This is a genomic window from Sutcliffiella sp. NC1 (genome assembly GCF_027594365.1).
In the GTDB taxonomy this organism is placed as follows: domain Bacteria; phylum Bacillota; class Bacilli; order Bacillales; family Bacillaceae_I; genus Sutcliffiella; species Sutcliffiella cohnii.
Window position 1 is genome coordinate 4,647,664 of record NZ_CP115153.1, and the last position, 18,866, is coordinate 4,666,529.

At 38.8% G+C, this 18,866-nt stretch carries 26 protein-coding genes; 4 read left to right on the plus strand and 22 right to left on the minus strand.

All coding sequences use genetic code 11. The features are described from left to right. Positions 1-28 precede the first annotated feature (28 nt). The 4 genes from O1A01_RS23925 to O1A01_RS23940 all read right to left on the minus strand — a co-directional run bounded on the left by O1A01_RS23925 (position 29) and on the right by O1A01_RS23940 (position 2,823). Complete coding sequence (locus tag O1A01_RS23925; RefSeq protein WP_270065212.1) at positions 29-853, minus strand: phytoene/squalene synthase family protein; 825 nt, start codon at positions 851-853, stop codon at positions 29-31. 114 nt (positions 854-967) lie between these two features. After that, positions 968-1,348 (minus strand): hypothetical protein, encoded by a 381-nt coding sequence (locus tag O1A01_RS23930; protein ID WP_066421107.1) that lies wholly within the window; start codon positions 1,346-1,348, stop codon positions 968-970. A 72-nt stretch (positions 1,349-1,420) separates the two neighbouring features. Next, on the minus strand, positions 1,421-2,251 hold the full coding sequence (locus O1A01_RS23935) for an SMI1/KNR4 family protein (protein ID WP_270065213.1): 831 nt from the start codon (positions 2,249-2,251) through the stop codon (positions 1,421-1,423). Between the two features lie 11 nt (positions 2,252-2,262). Continuing rightward, positions 2,263-2,823 carry a hypothetical protein gene (locus tag O1A01_RS23940; protein WP_270065214.1) on the minus strand — a complete coding sequence of 187 codons (561 nt, stop codon included), beginning with the start codon at positions 2,821-2,823 and terminating at the stop codon, positions 2,263-2,265. Positions 2,824-3,008: 185 nt separating this feature from the next. Between O1A01_RS23940 and O1A01_RS23945 the strand changes: the two genes are divergently transcribed. The 3 genes from O1A01_RS23945 (at position 3,009) to O1A01_RS23955 (ending at position 4,014) form a co-directional block, all read left to right on the plus strand. After that, positions 3,009-3,206 (plus strand): type II toxin-antitoxin system HicA family toxin, encoded by a 198-nt coding sequence (locus O1A01_RS23945; protein ID WP_270065215.1) that lies wholly within the window; start codon positions 3,009-3,011, stop codon positions 3,204-3,206. 13 nt (positions 3,207-3,219) lie between these two features. Continuing rightward, a complete protein-coding gene (locus tag O1A01_RS23950; protein ID WP_270065216.1) occupies positions 3,220-3,591 on the plus strand; it encodes a type II toxin-antitoxin system HicB family antitoxin in 372 nt (123 codons plus the stop codon). A gap of 90 nt (positions 3,592-3,681) precedes the next feature. Next, positions 3,682-4,014, plus strand: a complete 333-nt coding sequence (locus O1A01_RS23955) for a BsuPI-related putative proteinase inhibitor (protein ID WP_270065217.1) — start codon at positions 3,682-3,684, stop codon at positions 4,012-4,014. Between the two features lie 25 nt (positions 4,015-4,039). Here O1A01_RS23955 and O1A01_RS23960 read toward each other — a convergent pair whose 3' ends face one another. The 16 genes from O1A01_RS23960 to O1A01_RS24035 all read right to left on the minus strand — a co-directional run bounded on the left by O1A01_RS23960 (position 4,040) and on the right by O1A01_RS24035 (position 17,373). Continuing rightward, entirely contained in the window at positions 4,040-4,276 is a 237-nt protein-coding gene (locus O1A01_RS23960; RefSeq protein ID WP_270065218.1) for a hypothetical protein, read from the minus strand. Between the two features lie 276 nt (positions 4,277-4,552). Next, positions 4,553-5,101, minus strand: a complete 549-nt coding sequence (locus O1A01_RS23965; RefSeq protein WP_270065219.1) for a hypothetical protein — start codon at positions 5,099-5,101, stop codon at positions 4,553-4,555. Positions 5,102-5,331: 230 nt separating this feature from the next. Beyond that, complete coding sequence (locus O1A01_RS23970) at positions 5,332-5,517, minus strand: hypothetical protein (protein ID WP_066421137.1); 186 nt, start codon at positions 5,515-5,517, stop codon at positions 5,332-5,334. A gap of 15 nt (positions 5,518-5,532) precedes the next feature. Beyond that, entirely contained in the window at positions 5,533-6,117 is a 585-nt protein-coding gene (locus O1A01_RS23975) for a hypothetical protein (protein WP_270065220.1), read from the minus strand. Between the two features lie 303 nt (positions 6,118-6,420). Beyond that, a complete protein-coding gene (locus tag O1A01_RS23980; RefSeq protein ID WP_270065221.1) occupies positions 6,421-6,912 on the minus strand; it encodes a GNAT family N-acetyltransferase in 492 nt (163 codons plus the stop codon). A gap of 15 nt (positions 6,913-6,927) precedes the next feature. Beyond that, positions 6,928-7,218, minus strand: coding sequence for a hypothetical protein (locus tag O1A01_RS23985; protein ID WP_066421147.1), 291 nt, complete (start codon positions 7,216-7,218; stop codon positions 6,928-6,930). A gap of 49 nt (positions 7,219-7,267) precedes the next feature. Next, positions 7,268-7,792 carry a GNAT family N-acetyltransferase gene (locus O1A01_RS23990; RefSeq protein ID WP_270065222.1) on the minus strand — a complete coding sequence of 175 codons (525 nt, stop codon included), beginning with the start codon at positions 7,790-7,792 and terminating at the stop codon, positions 7,268-7,270. Between the two features lie 731 nt (positions 7,793-8,523). Further along, positions 8,524-9,351 (minus strand): carbohydrate ABC transporter permease, encoded by an 828-nt coding sequence (locus O1A01_RS23995; protein ID WP_270065223.1) that lies wholly within the window; start codon positions 9,349-9,351, stop codon positions 8,524-8,526. A gap of 14 nt (positions 9,352-9,365) precedes the next feature. After that, complete coding sequence (locus tag O1A01_RS24000) at positions 9,366-10,208, minus strand: carbohydrate ABC transporter permease (RefSeq protein WP_270066462.1); 843 nt, start codon at positions 10,206-10,208, stop codon at positions 9,366-9,368. 185 nt (positions 10,209-10,393) lie between these two features. Further along, on the minus strand, positions 10,394-11,650 hold the full coding sequence (locus O1A01_RS24005) for an ABC transporter substrate-binding protein (RefSeq protein ID WP_270065224.1): 1,257 nt from the start codon (positions 11,648-11,650) through the stop codon (positions 10,394-10,396). Positions 11,651-11,714: 64 nt separating this feature from the next. Continuing rightward, positions 11,715-13,799, minus strand: coding sequence for an amylo-alpha-1,6-glucosidase (locus O1A01_RS24010; protein WP_270065225.1), 2,085 nt, complete (start codon positions 13,797-13,799; stop codon positions 11,715-11,717). Between the two features lie 148 nt (positions 13,800-13,947). Further along, entirely contained in the window at positions 13,948-14,964 is a 1,017-nt protein-coding gene (locus tag O1A01_RS24015) for a LacI family DNA-binding transcriptional regulator (protein ID WP_270065226.1), read from the minus strand. Positions 14,965-15,105: 141 nt separating this feature from the next. Further along, a complete protein-coding gene (locus O1A01_RS24020; RefSeq protein WP_270065227.1) occupies positions 15,106-15,585 on the minus strand; it encodes a GNAT family N-acetyltransferase in 480 nt (159 codons plus the stop codon). A gap of 12 nt (positions 15,586-15,597) precedes the next feature. After that, positions 15,598-16,155: a YdcF family protein gene (locus O1A01_RS24025; protein WP_270065228.1), complete on the minus strand. Its 558-nt coding sequence runs from the start codon at positions 16,153-16,155 to the stop codon at positions 15,598-15,600. Then, positions 16,152-16,853: a ribosomal eL19 family protein gene (locus O1A01_RS24030; protein ID WP_270065229.1), complete on the minus strand. Its 702-nt coding sequence runs from the start codon at positions 16,851-16,853 to the stop codon at positions 16,152-16,154. Before O1A01_RS24030 ends, O1A01_RS24025 begins: the two co-directional genes overlap by 4 nt. A 34-nt stretch (positions 16,854-16,887) precedes the next feature. Continuing rightward, on the minus strand, positions 16,888-17,373 hold the full coding sequence (locus O1A01_RS24035) for a tetratricopeptide repeat protein (RefSeq protein ID WP_066421214.1): 486 nt from the start codon (positions 17,371-17,373) through the stop codon (positions 16,888-16,890). 126 nt (positions 17,374-17,499) lie between these two features. Here O1A01_RS24035 and O1A01_RS24040 point away from each other — a divergent pair, with 126 nt between their 5' ends. Continuing rightward, on the plus strand, positions 17,500-17,946 hold the full coding sequence (locus tag O1A01_RS24040; RefSeq protein WP_270065230.1) for a GNAT family N-acetyltransferase: 447 nt from the start codon (positions 17,500-17,502) through the stop codon (positions 17,944-17,946). 11 nt (positions 17,947-17,957) lie between these two features. Here O1A01_RS24040 and O1A01_RS24045 read toward each other — a convergent pair whose 3' ends face one another. Both O1A01_RS24045 and O1A01_RS24050 read right to left on the minus strand, forming a co-directional pair. Continuing rightward, positions 17,958-18,206, minus strand: coding sequence for a hypothetical protein (locus O1A01_RS24045; RefSeq protein ID WP_443081792.1), 249 nt, complete (start codon positions 18,204-18,206; stop codon positions 17,958-17,960). A gap of 16 nt (positions 18,207-18,222) precedes the next feature. Next, positions 18,223-18,864 carry a 3'-5' exonuclease gene (locus O1A01_RS24050; protein ID WP_066421209.1) on the minus strand — a complete coding sequence of 214 codons (642 nt, stop codon included), beginning with the start codon at positions 18,862-18,864 and terminating at the stop codon, positions 18,223-18,225. Positions 18,865-18,866 lie beyond the last annotated feature (2 nt).

The following is an 18,866-nucleotide window of genomic DNA, read 5'->3' on the forward strand; positions in this document are numbered from 1 at the left end:
TGTTTTAACGTGAGGAACATCCACAATTCTAATTCACCTGGATATCTTCTACTACTTCCTCTACTTCTGCCCGCGTGATTTTTTCACGTCCATCTTTCATCGCTTTTAATGTTTTATGAGCTAGAGCGAGTGGTAATCGGCAAAATAAAATTATACTTCGCTTATTGAGCGATTTCATGTATTCGTCCGCTTTCGCTAAGTTTTCTTCTGCATATTTAAACAGCTCGGTGCGTGTCCATCCTTCAGGTACAAAACTAACACCGCGTTCCTTTAAATCTTCCTTTTCATTTCGCAAAATATTGACAGCTTGAAGGCCACGGCCATACCCAATTGCAAGCTCATGGTCTGTTTTTACACCAGCACAAACTTCCCATAATTTCGATAATAAAACTCCAACTAGTCCTGCAACGTAATATGTATAGTCGTCTAAATCTTCACGTGTTCTGATTTGCCAGTTTGCTTTCGCCCATTTCGCCATACCAAACGCCATTTCACTAGAAGCGTCCAACACAAATGGCAGCGTACTTTTCGGACACGCTTCTACCCAGTCACCTAAACGAAGGGTCACTTCCGGCATTTTATCTTCAATTGGCTCAATAATTTGTAGGTACTTTTCTTCACTGAACGGCTGTTGGAATAATTCACTTACTTGCATTAAAATGGTATGTTTTACATCATTGTCTATTTCATCATGATCTTCTATTTCATCAATTGCGCGTAATACTAAGTAAGCAGATGCTACTGTATGTTTTAATTCATTTTGTAAAAAGGTAATCGGAATATAAAACGTACGACTTGTTTCTTTTAAAACACGTAAAGCAGCTTTCGGAAATTTTTCATTCGTTTTACTCATTTCCTTCCTCCTCTAAGCAGGTATCTTATCAACAAATGTTACGAACCATTCGTATTTTATTACCTATTGTAAATCTTTTTCTAACTATTTTTCCAACGATAAGTACTACTTCCTTTACGATTTCGGCTTTCCTTTACTCCATAGTTCATAAAACATCATCCCTAACGTAAGGCCGAACGGAATCGCAATATTGCCGTAGCCTCCTCCTTTGTTTGGCATTTCGATGAATAAGCCTAGCACATATAGAACGGCCGTTAGTAGGACAAAATATAGTGCCCACTTGCCAACAATTTTCGCTTTTTCCTTCCCAGATATGCTTTTTAGCTTGACGGCTGTTGAAATGATGAAATATATAATTACGATAAAAATATAAATTAAAAAACCGATAACGAACGGAAACGCTAGTGGGTGTTGTGAATCTGTATATACGAGAATGAGCGTTATAATAAAACTGATCATTCCTATTCCAATAATACTTGCGTGTAGCTTATTCATATTATCTTCCTTTTCTATAGTTGACTTGAAGTCTATTTTACTTCGCTTCCTTCTAATTGTACAATGTCGCTTTTATATTCGTTTTTTCCGCATTTCAAGTATCGCTTGTTCGGCTAGTTTTTTAATATTTTTATTTTTGTCGCCTGACAGTTCAGTTAAAATTTCTTCTACGAACTCCAAGTTGTTTTGTAGTTTCTGTCGCTCTCCTGTCACGATGTAATAAAGGATAACCGTCATATTGTAGCGTACACGGGCATCACGATAATTTTTTATTTTTCTAATAAAATATTGGATTGTCTCATCGTCTCCATGCTCAGCAACGTCTAAAAAGAGCGAATCTACTTCATCCGCTGTCCCTTCTTCGATTACGTTATCAATCGTTGTTTTGTAAGTTTGTAGATTTATCGAAGTGGAGAGCTCGATAGTAGTAGTAGCAGGCAAAATCTCGTCTTCGTCGCTTCTAACATGGAGCCCTTGTACAAACTGTTCGAAGCTAGCTGCGATTTGGAAGTCGTGGTTTTCATCAACATCTATATATACAACTGGTGGATTACTCTTCGTATTTCGATAGTCTAAGCAAACGAACGATGGTGGATTCATTGAAATAATGACAACATCACGTCGTAATCCCCACTCTTGTAAAAAGTAATCTGTGTCACCGATACTATTCTCCCCTAGTCCAATGCCAATCAAACTATCTAACTCAATGACACGATTTCCCCAAGCAGTCGGTTTTGGGCTCGGGTGGCAATTTTTTTCTAAATAAAAGCCGTTTTTTTGTTTCATTAGCTCAATGTAGCTTTTAGGCAGTTTAACATGAAGTTTTTTCTCAACAGCTCCAACGGTTTGCTCCGTGAATGGAGGCAAATGGCTTTCTTCGTCAAGAAACCAAATTGTACTCATCGTATTCTCCTTTAAAAAAATAGTAAAAGCATGCCAGCAAAAGCTCCGTACATTATCATAATGGACGCAAAAATGATGATGAATGCATTATTTCCACTGTTCGTTGTATTCTGTTTCGGTACGTAGTTATCAATTTTTCGCACTCTAAAAAATTGTAAGATGTTTAAAATAACGAAAAGGATGAAGAAACTCGCCAAAATTTCCTTTTCTAAGGTTAATGGTTCATGAAAAGGTGGAACGATGGATGATTGTAACAAAAATAGTCCGGCCGTAAAATAATTCCCGACGATGGCCTTTTTTTGTTCTTGATCCCAATCATCTCCCATTATTCCTCTCTCGAATTTCCGTACCGTCGTAAATATCGGGATAATAGAAGTTGTTTTATCCCTTTGCAGTAATCTTACGGTCGAATGGATGATAAGGATGATGGCAGTGACAATAAACGTATGTTTTAATGAATTCGTGTTCAACCATATAATATTCGTTAATACAAACAGTCCGAAAAAAATATATATAGCGCATTTAACGTTAGTAGCTCGATTAACCTCATTCTTTTTATCCCACTTGTACATTGGGATCCAAATTATCTATTACAAAACAGTTTATTCTACATATAATTTCTTTTTCCTCCTGATTCATAAAGTAAGTAAACGTATTTTTTGAAGGGATGAGGAAAATTCGGTATAATGATACTAGATACGATACTATAATAAAAAGAGGTGTGAACTTGGCTAGTGTTGAAAAAATTATAGAATAAATGAAAAATCAACCGAGAGGAATACGATATGCCGAGGTTACCAAAGTATTGAATCATTATGGATATATACTAGTAAGAAAAAGAGGTTCTCATAGGCATTTTCGAAATGACGCGGGAGATTTGGTTGTTATTAAAGAAGATAATCCCTTGAAGATTTCTTACATAGAAGACATTCTAAGTAGATTGAATGAAATTTAAGGAGTGGTTGAATATGTCAAATATAAAACCTAAAAATATAGATTATTATATGTCACTAGATTACACAGTTGTTATTAACAAGGTACATGAAGAAAGTTTGTCTTATTACTATGGAAAAATAGCTGAATTAGATGGTTGTCATACAACTGCAGATTCTGTAGAAGAGTTAATAAAGGACTTAGAAGAGGTAAAGAGGGATTACATCGAGATAAAGTTAGAATTCGGGGACCCAATACCAGAGCCTAATGAAATGCCGAGTGGAAAGATTGTACTTAGAATGCCAAAAACGTTGCACTGGAGGTTAGCTGGTGAAGCGAAACAGGAAGGTGTTTCATTAAATCAATATATGATATATAAGTTGAGTCAATCTATTAGCACCGATTAAACGATTTCCTATCTCTCCCTTTCTAAAAAAGGTATTTACCATATTCCAACGAATATATTTAACTAATGACTTTTCACAAGGGGGAAGAGGATGAAGGCGAGTTTAACGTATAAAAAGGTAAGTGAAGATTCAGTTGATCTACTATTTACGGTGACGAACACGACAGACGAGGAGCAAATTATTACATTTCGAAGTGGGCAACGTTATGATTACGTGTTATATAAGGATGGGCAATTAATTGAACGCTTTTCAGAAGGGAAAATGTTCATTATGATTTATGAGGAGCTGCCAATTGCACCTGGGGAATCGATGGATTTTCTCATACCGCTTCAAAACTTAGAGCCGGGTAATTACAAAGTGAAAGTGTGGCTAGCAGACCGCGATTGGCCAACATTGCGGGAGTCGGTGGAGTTTACGATTTAAAGGGCAGCGTTCAATCTGCCCTTTTTCAATGCCTAATATAGTAATAAAACCATCTCACTATCGGAATAACTAGTACATAGAAAAGAAACGAAAGCCATATTGGCCAGCCTGTATAGTTTAAATAGCCAAAATGGACGGTTGTCCACTCAAAAAAGGTAGAAAATAGTGCCCAGAAAAGCCAGTACGGGATGAAACGTGAAAACTTTTCTGGCATAAAGTTTAGATAAGGAATACCGAATAATGGAGCCGTTACTAGCTTCATTGTAAGAACCGCTCCACTTAACACATTCGACTCCACCAAAGTAATATAGGTGAAAAACTTTATCAAAGTATAGGTCCACGACAATTTCTACGTAAGAAATAATAAGGACGAGTATGTCTCGACGGTCCATTCTTTTCGGCATAAACCAATTAACGATAGCCATGATGATAATTACAATTGTCATATATAGCATTAACGTTCAGTCCATTTGCAAGTAGATTTTATTTTAGTTTTCGAAATAAAACCAGTAATTATGCAGAGACTGTATGCTGTATTTTACTTTAGGATGTTTATTATATCTTCCTTTGTTTGAATCGTTTTACTAATGAGGGTAAACCCTTGCGCATCGTGGTCGGCAATGAGCATTTTCGGGTTTTCCTCCATCGTCGTGTAGGCATATCCATTTTTATAGGTGAGAGATTCATGTTGTGTTACGAGCCACATCATATTTTGACTAGCTAAATGAAACCAGTCTGAAAAAACAGTTCGTAATGTTTCCGCGTTCGCTATTTTCACAGTGTAACTCGGTACGTCGGCGTTATACGTTTTATTCGCGTGCATTGTGAGCACTTTTCTTCCCGAAAGCTGACACGTTATTTCATATGTATCCTTTTTTGACAACGTCTCTTCAATTTCGTCGTCATAGCCTTCAAAATGTACGTAATACGGATAAGTGAAGAGCTTTTCGGCTGTTCGTTGCATTAGCTTGCTCGTTTCCGCGACATACTCTTCTGCTTCTGGCCAAATGGAAAAAGCTTCGTACTTCCCATCTATCTCGACCCAGTCCTGTTCATTTGTTGTATGGTGGTGGATGCTATATGTCACTTTTTACACATCCTTTCTAGCCCGCTTTTCTTTACCATTTAAAAAATAATAATAACCGTTCGTAATAATTAAAGCTGTCCAAAAAAGGACGAGGGAGTTGAGGACGCTTTTATCCATAAAAATCATAAAAATGGTGTCTATGAAAAGCAGGATTAGCAGTACATAAAAGCCTAGAAAAACAGCTTTTCTCCAGTTCGATGTTTCTGATTTTGTCATAGACTTGAAGAGCATTATTTTTTCCTCTCTAATAAATCGTCTAATTTTTCCTCTACCCTTTTTAATCGTTCATTTCTTTTTTTCATGAAGATAAAAAGCCCGGCAATAATCGTAACTGGAATAACAAAAACTACGAGAATTACTATTAATTGAAAAATGCTATCTCCTACTGTTAGTCCCCCGGCTGATAATAAATACATAACATGTCTCTCCTTTTATTCTGTGCTTACTCGTCTATTTTTTAAAGAATAAATCATTCTTCCTAGCCCCATACAAACAGTCATCGTGAAAATCGTTACAATATAGCCGATTTGCCAGTTCGTAGGGCTTTGGATAATCATATAAAAGATGAGCGCAGTCACCGCTAAACCAATAATAAATAACGGAATTCGTAGCACTGGCTTGTACTGTTGGACGAGAACGATATCGCTTGATAGAAAAATATTACTGATTACTAAATACGTCGCCGCTTCCACTAAGTGAAACAACGCGAATGAATAGATGAAAAAGTAAAGAAGAGTGTGTGAAAAATCCATCGAAAGCAAGATGAAAGAAAGTGGTAAACCAAAGATGAGATTCGTCGCGATTCCCGCAATTCCGATGTTATATAATTTTTTCAAGGTTAACGTTTGTGCTTTTTCTATATCAATAGGATTAGCATTAGAAAAAAACAAGTAAAACGGCACGTGCACTTTGAAAGGATTCCCTTTCGCCCCATACTTCGAGTACATAATGCCATGACCTACTTCGTGCAGCCAAATTACTGCATACAGCGCTAAATACCCAACAACAACATACAATAGAAACATCCCCCAAATTTATTTTCTATTGTATTTCGACAAACTTCTTCCATTTCCTTCTAAAAATAAAAAATGAGGTCGTTCTATTTAGAAGCAACCTCGTTTATGAACAGCATGCTGCTACTTTGAGTGAATCTTTCTTTTTGATCCATATCTCTCCGTCCCTAACTTCGTACTTAATTCTTGCCTGATCTAACCTCTCTACTTGATTGTTCGAATGATCGGCCCAGTACATATATTGTTCATCTTCCTGTGAGTTACATCCAGAAAGAATAAAAAGTAGGAATGCTATTATTACTATTTTCATAAAGTTAATTGATATTGTATTAATCGGCTTTCCTCTCCTAAGTAGACTTCTTTGCCAGTCCTACTAATTTCTTTGAACCGTATTTTCTCCAACATTTTCCGCGAGCGGACATTTCCTTCATGCGTTTCTGCGTCGAACATCGTAATCCCTAGCTTTTCTGAAGCAAATTTGATCATAAGTAATGCCGCACGGGAGCCAAGACCTTTTCCCCATAGCGTGCTATCACCAATTGCGAGTCCTAGTTCAGCGCTATTTTCTTTTATGCAAGCTACATCTACATATCCTATTAATTTGGCTTCATATTCGATGCCCATTCGAAGAAAAGTATCGGACGTGTTCTGAACACAATTTGACCACCATTGAAAGAGTTCTTTATCCTCTTGATTGAGCTGCCAGCCGTTTGCCTTACAAAACGTCGCATCTTTGCTCCACTTGTGGACGTCGGGGAAATCATCCATTGCAATTTGTCTAAGTTTTATAGACTTCATCTTGAGAATCTTCCTTTAAAGAAACATCGCCGAAAGCTTAATCCCAACAGGAATCATTGCCCATAGGAGAAAATTCAACGCCACGATGGCTACGTAAGAATTGTTTTCAATTTTGTTTTTGTAAAAATACATTAAGACAAAAAACGCAGCAACGAGCCAAACCGGAATAAGCAGAAAAAACTGCGGTGCCACATACGTTTTATCTGTATAGTTTTCACTGATTGCTCCACCGGCGAAAAAGAAGGCAACTAGCAGCATGAAAAGACCACAAACAATTGCATTACCGTTTATTAAAAATGATTTCAATTTTCAGGACCATCCTCTCTGTTTTTTTACATTGTATTCAGTAAATAGTTTACATATTTTTCTTTTTCCATTCTTCCTTTAAAATCGCGTAATAATACTCATCCCACCAGTCATCTCCATGAGGAATACATTTTTTAAAGAAGCCTTCCTTCTTCATCCCGATTTTTTCCATCACACGGTAAGAGCCAATATTTTCCGGCTGACAGGTAGCGATAATTCGATGCAGCTGAAGTTGCTCGAAACCGTACTGTAAAGTTGCGAGTGCCGCTTCCGATGCATACCCTTTATTGTAGTATTGCGGATGAAACACCCAGCCAATTTCGTACGTATGGTCACCAAAATACCGATGAAATACGATATGTCCGATAAGGCGGTTTTCGTCTTTCAATACAACAGCAAACTTCTCGGGCTCATCACCCATATTTTTATCGATAAATTCCTTGGCATCCCCTTCTGTAAAAACGCCTTCCGGAATATATTCCATCACGGATGGGTCGGACGTGTACTCTATTAAAGCATGAAGGTCATCTTTTATAAATCTCCTTATTTTTAGCCTTTTTGTCGCTATAAACATGTTGGATTCTCCTAGTTTCTTAAATTTTGCTTTACTTTTGACTTCTATTTAGGTTAAGGGTAGTTGGTTTGTAGTTTTTGAAGTCGGATTGAAAGATTAATTGATGCATTCGCGCGATTTTTTGATGCACTTGGAAAATTAATTGACGCACTCCGTGAGTTTTTTGACGCACCTGAAAAATTAATTGATGCACTCACGCGAGTTTTTGACGCACTTGAAAAATTAATTGACGCACTCACGCGAGTTTTTGACGGACTTGGAAATTCAATTGACGCACTACGCCAGTTTTTTGACGCACCTGAAAAATTAATTGACGCACTCACGCGAGTTTTTGACGCACTTGAAAAATTAATTGACGCACTCACGCGAGTTTTTGACGCACTTGGAAATTTAATTGACGCACTCACGCGAGTTTTTGACGCACTTGAAAAATTAATTGACGCACTCACGCGAGTTTTTGACGCACTTGGAAATTTAATTGACGCACTCACGCGAGTTTTTGACGCACTTGGAAATTTAATTGACGCACTCCGCGAGTTTTTTGACGCACCTGAAAAATTAATTGACGCAAAACGCAAACTTTTTGACGCACCTTATAATCAATTAACGCACACCACCAACCCGTTGCCACACAAACAACGTAACATCCCAATATATTCCACATTAATTAACTAATTCCTTCCAATAATTATTCGAACACAAAAAAAATACGGGTTCAAAACCCGTATCTTTTATTTACCGCCTGTGAATGATATTCCTTTAATGAAGTATCTGTTGAAGAATCCGTATATGATTAGTACTGGTAGTGTAAATACCATGGAGGCGGCCATGATGTAGTTCCAGTAGCTAATGTATTGTCCTTTGAATGTGTTTAACCCAAGTGGGAGGGTAAACATGGACGGATCGGATAAAATGATTAGCGGTCTCATAAAGTCGTTCCAGAATCCCATGAATACGAAGATTGCTTGTGCTGCTAGGGCTGGCTTTGCAAGTGGTAGTACGATTCGGAAGAATGTTCCTAGTTTGCTTAAGCCGTCCATTTCTGCAGCTTCTTCTAACTCTTTCGGGAAGTTAATGAAGAACTGGCGCATCATAAAGATAAATGTTGCGTTGATCATCGCCGGTACAATCATTCCTTGGTACGAGTTTAACCAGCCAATCTCACGTAAGATTAAGTAGTTCGGTATCATTGTCACTTGTGCTGGAATCATTAAAACTGCAAGCACGATAATAAACAAGGTTTTGCGGCCAGGAAAGCTTAAGCGTGCTAATGCGTATCCTGCCATTGAGTTGAACAATAAATTCAGTGCTGTTCCAACGGTTGCGATGACTAAACTATTAAACATCCAGCGAGGAAATAGCTCTTGTTCTAAAAAGATTTGACGGTAGTTATCTAGTGTAAAGTTTTTAGGAATAAAATTGATCGCACCACTTACTATTTCCTCCAGTGATTTGAAGGAGGAGGAAACGGCCCAAAGGAATGGTACTAACGTAATGATGGCATACGTAACGAGTATTCCGTACAATAAACCTTTTGTAAAACTCATTTTCTTTTTCATCACATGTTCCCTCCTTAGTAAAGTGTTTCTTCTTTTGAAAATTTACGTTGTAGTAATGTTGCCACAAGGATAACAATCGATAATAACACTGCAATCGCAGCTGCATATCCCATTGTTCCTAAGCTCTTAAATGCATATTGGTAGATTAATAGTACTACTGTTAATGTTGAGTTATCTGGTCCACCCGATCCACCGGAGAAGATGAACGATTGGTCGAATAACTGGAATGTTCCGATTAACCCCATGATGACAACAAATGATGTGACAGGTCTAAGGTTAGGAACGGTAATATAGAAGAACTTTTGAATTGCATTTGCGCCATCTAAATCTGCTGCTTCATATAATGAATCTGGAATATCTTGCAGTGCAGCTAAGTAAATGACCATAAAAAATGGTGCTGTTGCCCAAATGTTCATAATCATAATTGCGTTTAACGCGACATTGGGATCTCCCATCCAGTTGTACGTTGGTAGTCCAACTGTTGATAAAATTTTGTTAATTAAGCCATTTTGGTTATACATCCACATGAAAATTAATGTTAATACGGCAGATGACGTTAACGTTGGTAAGAAATAGACAATTCGGAACATCGTCTGCCCTTTTAAGCCTGCGTTTAATGTTGCGGCTAAAATAAGTGCTAATGCTGTTTGAGCAGGTACTACGATTATTACGTATTTAAAGGTGTTCCAAAGGGCTATTTGTGCACGTCGGTCATCTAAAATATCGGCAAAGTTTTGAAAGGCAACAAAGTCATATGACGTTTGCCCAAGCAATTGTACTTTATGAAAAGATAAGAAAAATGCATAAAGAATTGGTCCAATAATAAAAAGTGCTAGTACAAAGATGGTTGGTGCCATAAATGTATATCCTTGTGTAGCTTGTCGAAGTGCTTTTTGTGAATAAGTTCGCTTCTGTTTCAAGTTTCTCACTCCTTCTGTTAAGAGTCCTTCTTATTTGAACTCTTTCTAAAAAGGATCTCCTCTCCTTTTTACAAAGAACTCAAATAGTGGAAAGGGGAAGCAGGAGCCTCCCCCACATAGCATTACTCTCTAATTTCTCTATTTGCTTGTTCTTCCGCTTCTTTTAATGCTTCGTCAAGTGGACGTTGGCCTAAGAATGCAGATACGAACTGGTTGTTAAAGTTGTTCATAATGATTGGTAAGTTTACACCTTCTGACCAAACTGTTGCGTAAGATGCACCTTCTACAAGTGCTGCACGTAACGGATCTTGGTCAAATCCTAATTTTTCTGCTACAGACGTTCGAGTTGGTAATGCAAAGCCCATTGAAGTCCAAATTTCCATTCCTTCTGGACCAGTTAAAAACTCAATTAGTTTCCAAGAGGCTTCTTTTTGCTCAGACGCAGCGTTCATTACGTAAGATACTGTGTAAGCCATTGTTCCTTTTTGACCATTGATTGTTGGTACTTCCGCCGTTCCATATTCTACGTTCGGGAATGTATCTTCTAAGAAAGGAATGACCCAGTTTCCTTCAATAACCATTGCTGCTTTTTCTTGGCCAAACATTTCTCCGCCCCAGTTTGCGCCAACATCTGTTGGTTGCGCAGACGTTTTGTCGATGTTACGTTGGTCAATAATACGTTGTAGTGCATTTACTACTTCATCTGAACCGAAGTTTGCACGGTCGTCTTTTACAACATCTCCACCAAGTGACTCGGCAATGTAGAACATACGAGCTAATTCAGGTGCAACTCCAAATCCGACTACACCATCATTTGTTAATGCTTTCGAAGCTTCTTCTAATTCATCCCATGTAGTTGGAACTTTTACGCCAGCTTCTTCAAACATCGTTTTATTATAGAAAAGTGCTAGTGTAGAGTAGTCTTTCGGAAAACCGTACGTTACGCCATCTTTTTGAAATGCTTCTAACATTGGTTTTTCAAAATCTTCTACATTAAATTCATCTGTTACGTATTGGTCTAGTGGCTCTAAAACTCCTGTTTCAATTAGTGCAGGTGCTTCAAAAGCATCTAAGTAAAATACGTCAGGAGCTTCCCCACCGATTAAACGAGTCTTCATTACGTCCATATATTGGTCAGAGATTACTTCATGTTTTACTTTAATGTTTGGATGTTTCTCTTCGAATGCTTCTAGTGCTTCTTTAAGCAATCGAGTTTCAGATGGATTTCCTCCCCATCCAGCAAGTGTAATTTCTACTTGTCCATCCGTGCTACCACCATTTTGAGAAGCCTTGTTGTCATTACTACTACATCCAGCTAAAACACCGCCAAGTAACATTGTCGAAACACCTAATGCTGCCAACCATTTTTTTACTCGCATTCTGTAAAACCCCTCTCACTCTTTTTTTATATTGGTGGGGAGTGGTTAGTTCCCCTTGAAACCATTATTTTTGTACAACCGAAAAGCCTGTTGTATTTTCTAAAACAGTTATACTATCATTTATCACTTTAACAGAAAGCTTACCGCTACCAATTTTGATGTTTTCCACTGTTAGTTCGTTCATCCCGTCAGGTAACACTGGTGAAAGTGTAATCGTTTCTTCTAAGCTGTTCGGGAATAGTCCAAGAATTGTTTGAACAAATACTAGCGGAGTACCTGCAGCCCATGCTTGTGGTGAACAAGCAACAGGATATTTTACCGCTTTACCAATTTCGCTACTATATCCACAGAATAATTCTGGTAGACGATCATATTCAAAGTGCGCTGCTGAGTCTATTAATCCGTTAATTATGGTATTGGCAACGTGTTGGTGTCCTAGTTTGCTCATCCCAAGTAGAATCATAGAGTTATCATGCGGCCAAATACTGCCATCATGGTAGCTCATCGGATTATAACCAGCTTCTCCTTCTCCCATCGTACGAATTCCGTAGCCGGAGAACATTTTTGGTGAAACTAATGTTTCTACTACTTTCACTTCTCGATCCTCATCCAACATTTCAGAAAATAGTACATGGCCAGGGTTGGAAGTGATTGTGCCAACTTGCGCTTTTTTCTCATCTAAAGCAATCGCATAGAAGTTTACATCATCCATCCAAAACTCATTTTCGAACTTCTCTTTTAACGATTTCGCTTCTTCTCTTAATTGTGTTGCACGGTCACTCTTGTTTAGCTGTTCGTAAATAGAGGCGATCCCCATTTTTGCTTGGTATACATAACCTTGTACTTCGGATAGGGCAATTGGTGTTTTCGCATAGTCACCGTTACGATGTACGATTGAATCACCTGAATCTTTCCACCCTTGGTTTGCAATGCCTTTGCTAGATTCTTGGTGGTACTCTACGAATAAATCACCGTCTCTATCGCCGTACTCATTAATCCACGTTATTGCTCTTTCGATATTAGATGCTAGGTCATGAACGATTTGTAAATCTCCCGTCCACTTCACATATTCTGTTAATAACACTAAAAATAATGGTGTCGCATCAATCGTGCCGTAGTATGGTGTGAATGGAATTTGGTTCGTCGTTGCCAATTCACCGTAGCGAATTTCATGCATAATTTTACCTGGTTGCTCATCACGCCAAGGGTCTACTTTCGTCCCTTGGTATTGTGCCATTGTGTAAAGTGTTCCTTTTGCAACTTCTGGTTGGAAAGCTAGCATTTGAAGCGCAGCAATTAAACTATCGCGACCAAACGGAACTCCAAACCAAGGTAAGCCTGCTACTGGGAATTTTCCGTATCCTAAATCTGTTAATAGTACGCGTAAGTCGTTAATGCCACGGTCTACTAAACGCTGAAGTGGGGCAACATCTGTTGACACTTTTGTAATCGAGTCATTCCAATCGTGGAACGATGCTTTTAATTTTTCCAACGCCTCTTCTTTTTCCATTATTTCTTTCGTAACAGCGCTTCCAACTTGAGGTTGAATAATGAACGTGACACTTTCTTCTTGTGAATGTTCTAATTCAAAATCAAAAGATACGTCGCCAGCTTCTGAAACGTTGGCAGCTTCACGATCCCAGCTAATTTTTGTTTTTCTATCAACGTTATCTGCACCTTCGTAATGGAATGTTAGCGTGTTATCTTCTATTGTTTGACCTTGTCTGCTACCAACGTCTCCATTTTGAAAACCACGGACGATAAACATATCTGTAAAATCTACATCCATGTGAACACTAATATTGAACGCAACTTTTTTCGGGTAATAGTTTTTCACGTTAATTGTCTCGTACAGCACTTCATCGTATATAAAACGAGTTCTTGAGATCTGTACGGATTCACGCCATAAAATTAATTCTCCGTCTTTTTCCATATGAGGATTCGTTAAAAGAATCGTAGCCATATAGTTTTCTGCAGCGTCGGAATGTAAAAGAATTGGCGCTTCTCCATTAATTTTTAAATCAAATTTGCTTAAAAAGCGTGTATCCTTCGTATATAAACCGAGTCCATACGGATGGTTTTCCGGTATGTTTCCATTTGTATCTGATAATAAAAATAAGTCGTTATCTTTAATTACTCTGTAATCCATTAGTAGCCTCCTGATGTTTATTTAAATAATCCAAAACGTTTCGGATTTTCCTAAAAAATATAAGCGTTCGTTCCAAAACGTTTCGGAAAATGCGCAAACTTATATGAAAACGTTTCGGATTCACACTTTTTGAAAACCACTATTTCTATTAGTGGCTTTTTTCTATTGTTGATTCTCTCGCAATTAGCTCTGTAGGTAACACTTTAACATGTGATTCTGCTTTTCCTTCTAGCATATTAATTAATAGAATAGCAGCTTCATAGCCAATCATAAATTTATCTTGTCTAATTGTCGTTAGGCTTGGACTTGAATACGATGCGAGCATAATGTCATCATACCCGATAATCGAAATGTCCTTCGGTACATCTTTGTTTAATTTTTTTGCAGCTTTTATTGCTCCTAGTGCCATTAAGTCACTCGCACAAAAAATTGCCGTTATATTTTGATCGTTTGACAACAGCTCGTAAGCTGCTTTTTCAGCCTTTTCTTCTTCAAACTTACCGTCTAATATCCATTCGGGATTCATACTAATATTGTTTTCCTGTAGCGCTTCTAAATAGCCAGCCAATCTTCTTTTACTAACATCCGCTTTACTATGGCCATTGATCATCGCAATGTTTCTATGGCCGTTTTCAATTAAATATTGAGTAGCCTTTTTTGCACCGTCTACATTGTCGGTTGTTACATATCCGACTGTATCTGATTCGATTGGTAAATCAACGAGCACACACGGAATATCACTTTCTACTACTTCTAACAAGTAAGGATCGTCAACTTTTATTCCTTGTATAATAACACCGTCTACTCTTCGCTCTCTGCACAACTGTGTATATGTTTTTTCTTTTTGTTTCGTTGAAGTTGTGCTAAATAGGACAAGGTCATATTCGAGTTCTGCTGAGGCTTCATTGATTCCACATAGCACTTCGAACGTAAAATTATCCTTTACCCCTTCACGATTCATGTCAGAAACTAGCAATCCAATCGTTTTTGACTTTTTCATCACTAGCGTTCTAGCAACTGTGTTTGGGCTATAGTTTAGCTCTTTTGCTACTTTCATTATTTTTGCACGTGTTTTTTCATTTACATCTGAATAGCCATTCAAAGCTCTTGAAACAGTTGTAACCGAAACACCAGCTGCTTTCGCTATATCTTTTATCGTTGTCATTGATATTCCATCCTTCCAAAACGTTTCGGATAAGCAACTAAGGAAAGAATAACACATTTATGTAAACGATTGCAATATCTTTTTTTAAAATTTCTTATGACGTTTTTCAGGCTGTTAAAACTTTGTGAAATCTTTTTATTTTTACTGTAACACCTTTTCTAACTCCAACTCGTCTCTTATCGGAATACCGTCATTTCCGGTAAGAGGGATAGATGGTTTCCGCTCTCGTGCTTTCTCAACTGCGTTTCTATGCAGTTTTGCTAAATAGTACCCTCTTTTTTGATAAAACTTTAATGCATGCAAGTTGTCATTTGTCGTAATTAATTTCATTTGGCTACAGTTCGATTCTTTTGCTGCCGTTTCCGCTGCTTGTATTAATCTTGTTCCAATGCCTTTTCCTTCTTGTATGCTATCGAGCGAAATGATTTCGCATTCTTTTTCACGAATTATATATGTAATTAATCCGATAATCTCAGTGGCTTCATTTAGCATGGCAAATCCGTCTAATTTGATGCAATCGTACACTCCAGAGGAGATGACCATTTCAGTGCTGCCCCAATGGGTGATGAAAAATTGTGTTAGTTGTTCGCTTGGTATGTTTTTTGTATCTGTGAGTTGCATATTACTCTCCTCCTACTTTCTAGCTTCAATCGGGAATAGAACGCTAAAGTATTTCCCGATTCTTTCCACCTCCGCCATCGTGCGCTTTATTCCTATTTCCGATTGAAACCAGTTTTCTTTCGTAATGTCGTATCTGTCCACAACGGGAGCAACGTAAAACTCTGTTTCAAGTGGGAATACGGATTGGTAAGTTAATAGAGTGCGACGGGAGTGGCATGCTTTACATACGATAATGACTTTGTGTCGTTCTATATGTTGTTTCTTTAAAACATCTAATGAAAATTGCGCGTTTTCCAACGTGTGGCGTGCTTGATCTTCCTTTAGTATCGCTTCCGGCGGGACTCCACTCTTCAAAGCTATGTCTCTTAAATACTCCCATTCTGTTCTGTTCATATGTGGTTGACTGCCCCCAGACGGTAAGATGTATGGAGCAAATCCTGCTTGGAACAGGGACACCGCTTTTTCCATTAATGGTGGATGGTCAGAGCCCGGAATGACGATCACATCGGCAGGGGAAATTTCTGTTTCAACGAAAATAAAGTCGGTAACGCTATCGAATGGGGTGTTCATGGTGGTTTGGGTTCCTCCTCTTTAAATTGAATGTTGTTTTTCGTGCTGAATGCTTGGTTCGGGTGGTTGATTGATGCACTTAGTCTTCCATTTGAGCTGCATTTAAAGCAAGACTGCGAGGTGGGGTGCATGTTTGTGCCAACCAGGATACTTTTTATGCAAAGTCCTGCATTCTTTTGTGCATTCGAACTTCCTTTTGCGCCAACTGACACCGCTTTTGTGCCAACTGACTTCCCTTTTGCGTCAACCGACACCGCTTTTGCGCCAACTGACTTCCCTTTTGTTCCAACTGACTTCCCTTTTGCGCCAACTGACACCGCTTTTGCGCCAACCGACTTCCCTTTTGCGCCAACTGACACCGCTTTTGCGCCAACTGACTTCCCTTTTGCGCCAACTGACACCGCTTTTGCGCCAACTGACACCGCTTTTGCGCCAACCGACTTCCCTTTTGCGCCAACTGACTTCGCTTTTGCGCCAACTGACACCGCTTTTGCGCCAACTGACACCGCTTTTGCGCCAACCGACTTCCCTTTTGCGCCAACTGACTCCGCTTTTGCGCCAACTGACACCGCTTTTGCGCCAACCGACTTCCCTTTTGCGCCAACATCACACTTTTTCGGCCAATCAGCGAAATTTTTGGAGCTATCCGGGAGTTTTTTGACGCACTTAAAAAAATAATTGACACAGCTTGCAAACACAGAAGTCAAACTCTCCCCGCACCCCACACCTACGCTACTTCCAAACTTGATCCAACTTATCAGCGTAAAAGGTAATGGCCTTTTTGTAATTTAATATTTCCTCATCTGTTGTTGTTTCGATTAAGCATTTTAGTAGAGTTTCCATTGCGTCGCTGTGCTCGTTTAAGTTGTATAGCGTCATAGAATAGAATACTCGAATGGCCCTGTTCTCTGGGTATAATTCCATCGCCCTTTGGAATACTTCTTTTGACTTTTCGTATTGTCCGAGGGTGCGGTAGGTGCTGCCTAATCCGAGTAGTGCTCCTTCTAGGTCAGCGGATGGAAGACCTAGGCTAATTGCTCGTTCATAAAAAGGGACTGCCTTTGCTTCTTCTCCTAACAAATCGAAGCTCCAGGCACACTGGTAGTTTAGCGTTGCGCCTTCTGGATCAACTTCTATCAACTTCATTAAGAGTTCATTTGATTCTTTATATTTTCCGTTCTTTCTTAATCTGATTGCTTTTTCTAATTGTGCTTTCATTTGCTACCACTCCATTTCTCCTTACAATAAGTTCCACAAAACTTGTCACATTCCTTCCGTTTAGGAGGAATAAAGGAAGAGTAGAAGAATATTATTATTAACATATTTTTGTTTGGAGGGAGAAAAATGTTAGAAGTGAAAGAAGTGAAGGCTGAGGAAACATATCCTCTTCGTCATTCTATTTTGCGGCCACATCAACGGTTTGAGGATTGTATATATGATACGGATCAAGATGAGGGAGTGTTTCATGTTGGGGCGTTTTATGATGGGAAACTTGTTACGGTTGCTTCGTTTTATCCGGAAGAGCTTCCAGATGTCACAGCTGCTTTACCATACCGGTTACGAGCGATGGCAACTGTGCCAGAATACCGTAAGCTTGGCGCGGGGCGTGCTGTCGTTACATATGCAGAGAACAAATTAAAGCAGCAAGGCGTTGACCTTTTATGGTGTAAAGGGAGAACGTCCGTTGAAGAATATTACGTTCGGTTAGGCTTTCATGCACATGGAGATGTTTTTGATTACCCACCGATTGGGCCGCATATTGTAATGATGAAAAAATTAGAGCACGGGTAAAAGGGAGAATTTCAGCTTTCTCCTATTCCCCATGCTAATAGTAAAAGTGCTGCAAAAGCTAGAACCGCACCGTTTAAAATGATTCCTGTTAGAAGATACATTAACTTTTTTGATAAAAAGGCAAAAATAATTCCTAGTATCGATAGCACTCCGAATACGGTTATTCCCAATTCCATATTGGCGTTTGGGCCTCTAAACATAAAAAAGAAAATAACACTAACAACGAACAGTAAAATCGAAAGCAAGCCGGATTTATTCAATCTACTCCTCCTCTTTCTATCTATCTATTTCCCCGATTCTTAATAGCTCACCCCACGTTCGACAGCCGCGGTCGTGGCAACGTTGTAGTAATTCAGTGAACAGATAGGCGGTCATGAGGGCGTCGCCGATGGCAGAGTGACGCCTATATATTCGCGTTCCGAACTCGCGAGCGTATTTTTCCAGGTCGCGCATGTCGTAAGAAGGTGCGATATATCCAATTAAATTAAGTGTATCAATTGCAGGTGGCATTTTCCAGTGGAGCTTATGGCGCTTTAGTTCATATTTAATCGTGTATAAATCGAATGCGATGTAATGGCCGACGAAGCATACGGAAGATTCGTTTCCTAGTTCAAGAAAAGCTTCAATAGCCTGTAAGGAGTCTGGTGCACGTAAAACTTCACTGTCGGAAATCCCTGTTAGCTCTGTTATTTCCCGAGAAATTTGTCGATATGGGTTCACGTACGTTTGGAATGTAGATTCTTCTATTACTTGCATTCCTTTCACTTTTACTGCGCCAATTTCAATAAGACGGTCACTTTTCGAAATATCAAATCCTGTCGTTTCTGTATCAAAAACAGTAAATTCGAGCTTGTCGATTGGAGTAGATAATGGTGTGTTTTCGACAAGATTGCTTGGGAAATATTTTCGTAGTAACATCG

Excerpts from the sequence above, each read along its gene's own strand:
- O1A01_RS24040 (WP_270065230.1), top strand. The coding sequence starts at position 17,500 with ATGTTAGAAGTGAAAGAAGTGAAGGCTGAGGAAACATATCCTCTTCGT.
- O1A01_RS24010 (WP_270065225.1), bottom strand. The coding sequence starts at position 13,799 with ATGGATTACAGAGTAATTAAAGATAACGACTTATTTTTATTATCAGAT.
- O1A01_RS23935 (WP_270065213.1), bottom strand. The coding sequence starts at position 2,251 with ATGAGTACAATTTGGTTTCTTGACGAAGAAAGCCATTTGCCTCCATTC.
- O1A01_RS23960 (WP_270065218.1), bottom strand. The coding sequence starts at position 4,276 with ATGAAGCTAGTAACGGCTCCATTATTCGGTATTCCTTATCTAAACTTT.
- O1A01_RS24005 (WP_270065224.1), bottom strand. The coding sequence starts at position 11,650 with ATGCGAGTAAAAAAATGGTTGGCAGCATTAGGTGTTTCGACAATGTTA.
- O1A01_RS23990 (WP_270065222.1), bottom strand. The coding sequence starts at position 7,792 with ATGTTTATAGCGACAAAAAGGCTAAAAATAAGGAGATTTATAAAAGAT.
- O1A01_RS23955 (WP_270065217.1), top strand. The coding sequence starts at position 3,682 with ATGAAGGCGAGTTTAACGTATAAAAAGGTAAGTGAAGATTCAGTTGAT.
- O1A01_RS23950 (WP_270065216.1), top strand. The coding sequence starts at position 3,220 with ATGTCAAATATAAAACCTAAAAATATAGATTATTATATGTCACTAGAT.
- O1A01_RS24015 (WP_270065226.1), bottom strand. The coding sequence starts at position 14,964 with ATGACAACGATAAAAGATATAGCGAAAGCAGCTGGTGTTTCGGTTACA.
- O1A01_RS24000 (WP_270066462.1), bottom strand. The coding sequence starts at position 10,208 with ATGGCACCAACCATCTTTGTACTAGCACTTTTTATTATTGGACCAATT.
- O1A01_RS24035 (WP_066421214.1), bottom strand. The coding sequence starts at position 17,373 with ATGAAAGCACAATTAGAAAAAGCAATCAGATTAAGAAAGAACGGAAAA.
- O1A01_RS23940 (WP_270065214.1), bottom strand. The coding sequence starts at position 2,823 with ATGTACAAGTGGGATAAAAAGAATGAGGTTAATCGAGCTACTAACGTT.
- O1A01_RS24050 (WP_066421209.1), bottom strand. The coding sequence starts at position 18,864 with ATGTTACTACGAAAATATTTCCCAAGCAATCTTGTCGAAAACACACCA.
- O1A01_RS23945 (WP_270065215.1), top strand. The coding sequence starts at position 3,009 with ATGAAAAATCAACCGAGAGGAATACGATATGCCGAGGTTACCAAAGTA.
- O1A01_RS23925 (WP_270065212.1), bottom strand. The coding sequence starts at position 853 with ATGAGTAAAACGAATGAAAAATTTCCGAAAGCTGCTTTACGTGTTTTA.
- O1A01_RS24025 (WP_270065228.1), bottom strand. The coding sequence starts at position 16,155 with ATGAACACCCCATTCGATAGCGTTACCGACTTTATTTTCGTTGAAACA.
- O1A01_RS24020 (WP_270065227.1), bottom strand. The coding sequence starts at position 15,585 with ATGCAACTCACAGATACAAAAAACATACCAAGCGAACAACTAACACAA.
- O1A01_RS23995 (WP_270065223.1), bottom strand. The coding sequence starts at position 9,351 with ATGAAAAAGAAAATGAGTTTTACAAAAGGTTTATTGTACGGAATACTC.
- O1A01_RS23930 (WP_066421107.1), bottom strand. The coding sequence starts at position 1,348 with ATGAATAAGCTACACGCAAGTATTATTGGAATAGGAATGATCAGTTTT.
- O1A01_RS23970 (WP_066421137.1), bottom strand. The coding sequence starts at position 5,517 with ATGTATTTATTATCAGCCGGGGGACTAACAGTAGGAGATAGCATTTTT.
- O1A01_RS23980 (WP_270065221.1), bottom strand. The coding sequence starts at position 6,912 with ATGAAGTCTATAAAACTTAGACAAATTGCAATGGATGATTTCCCCGAC.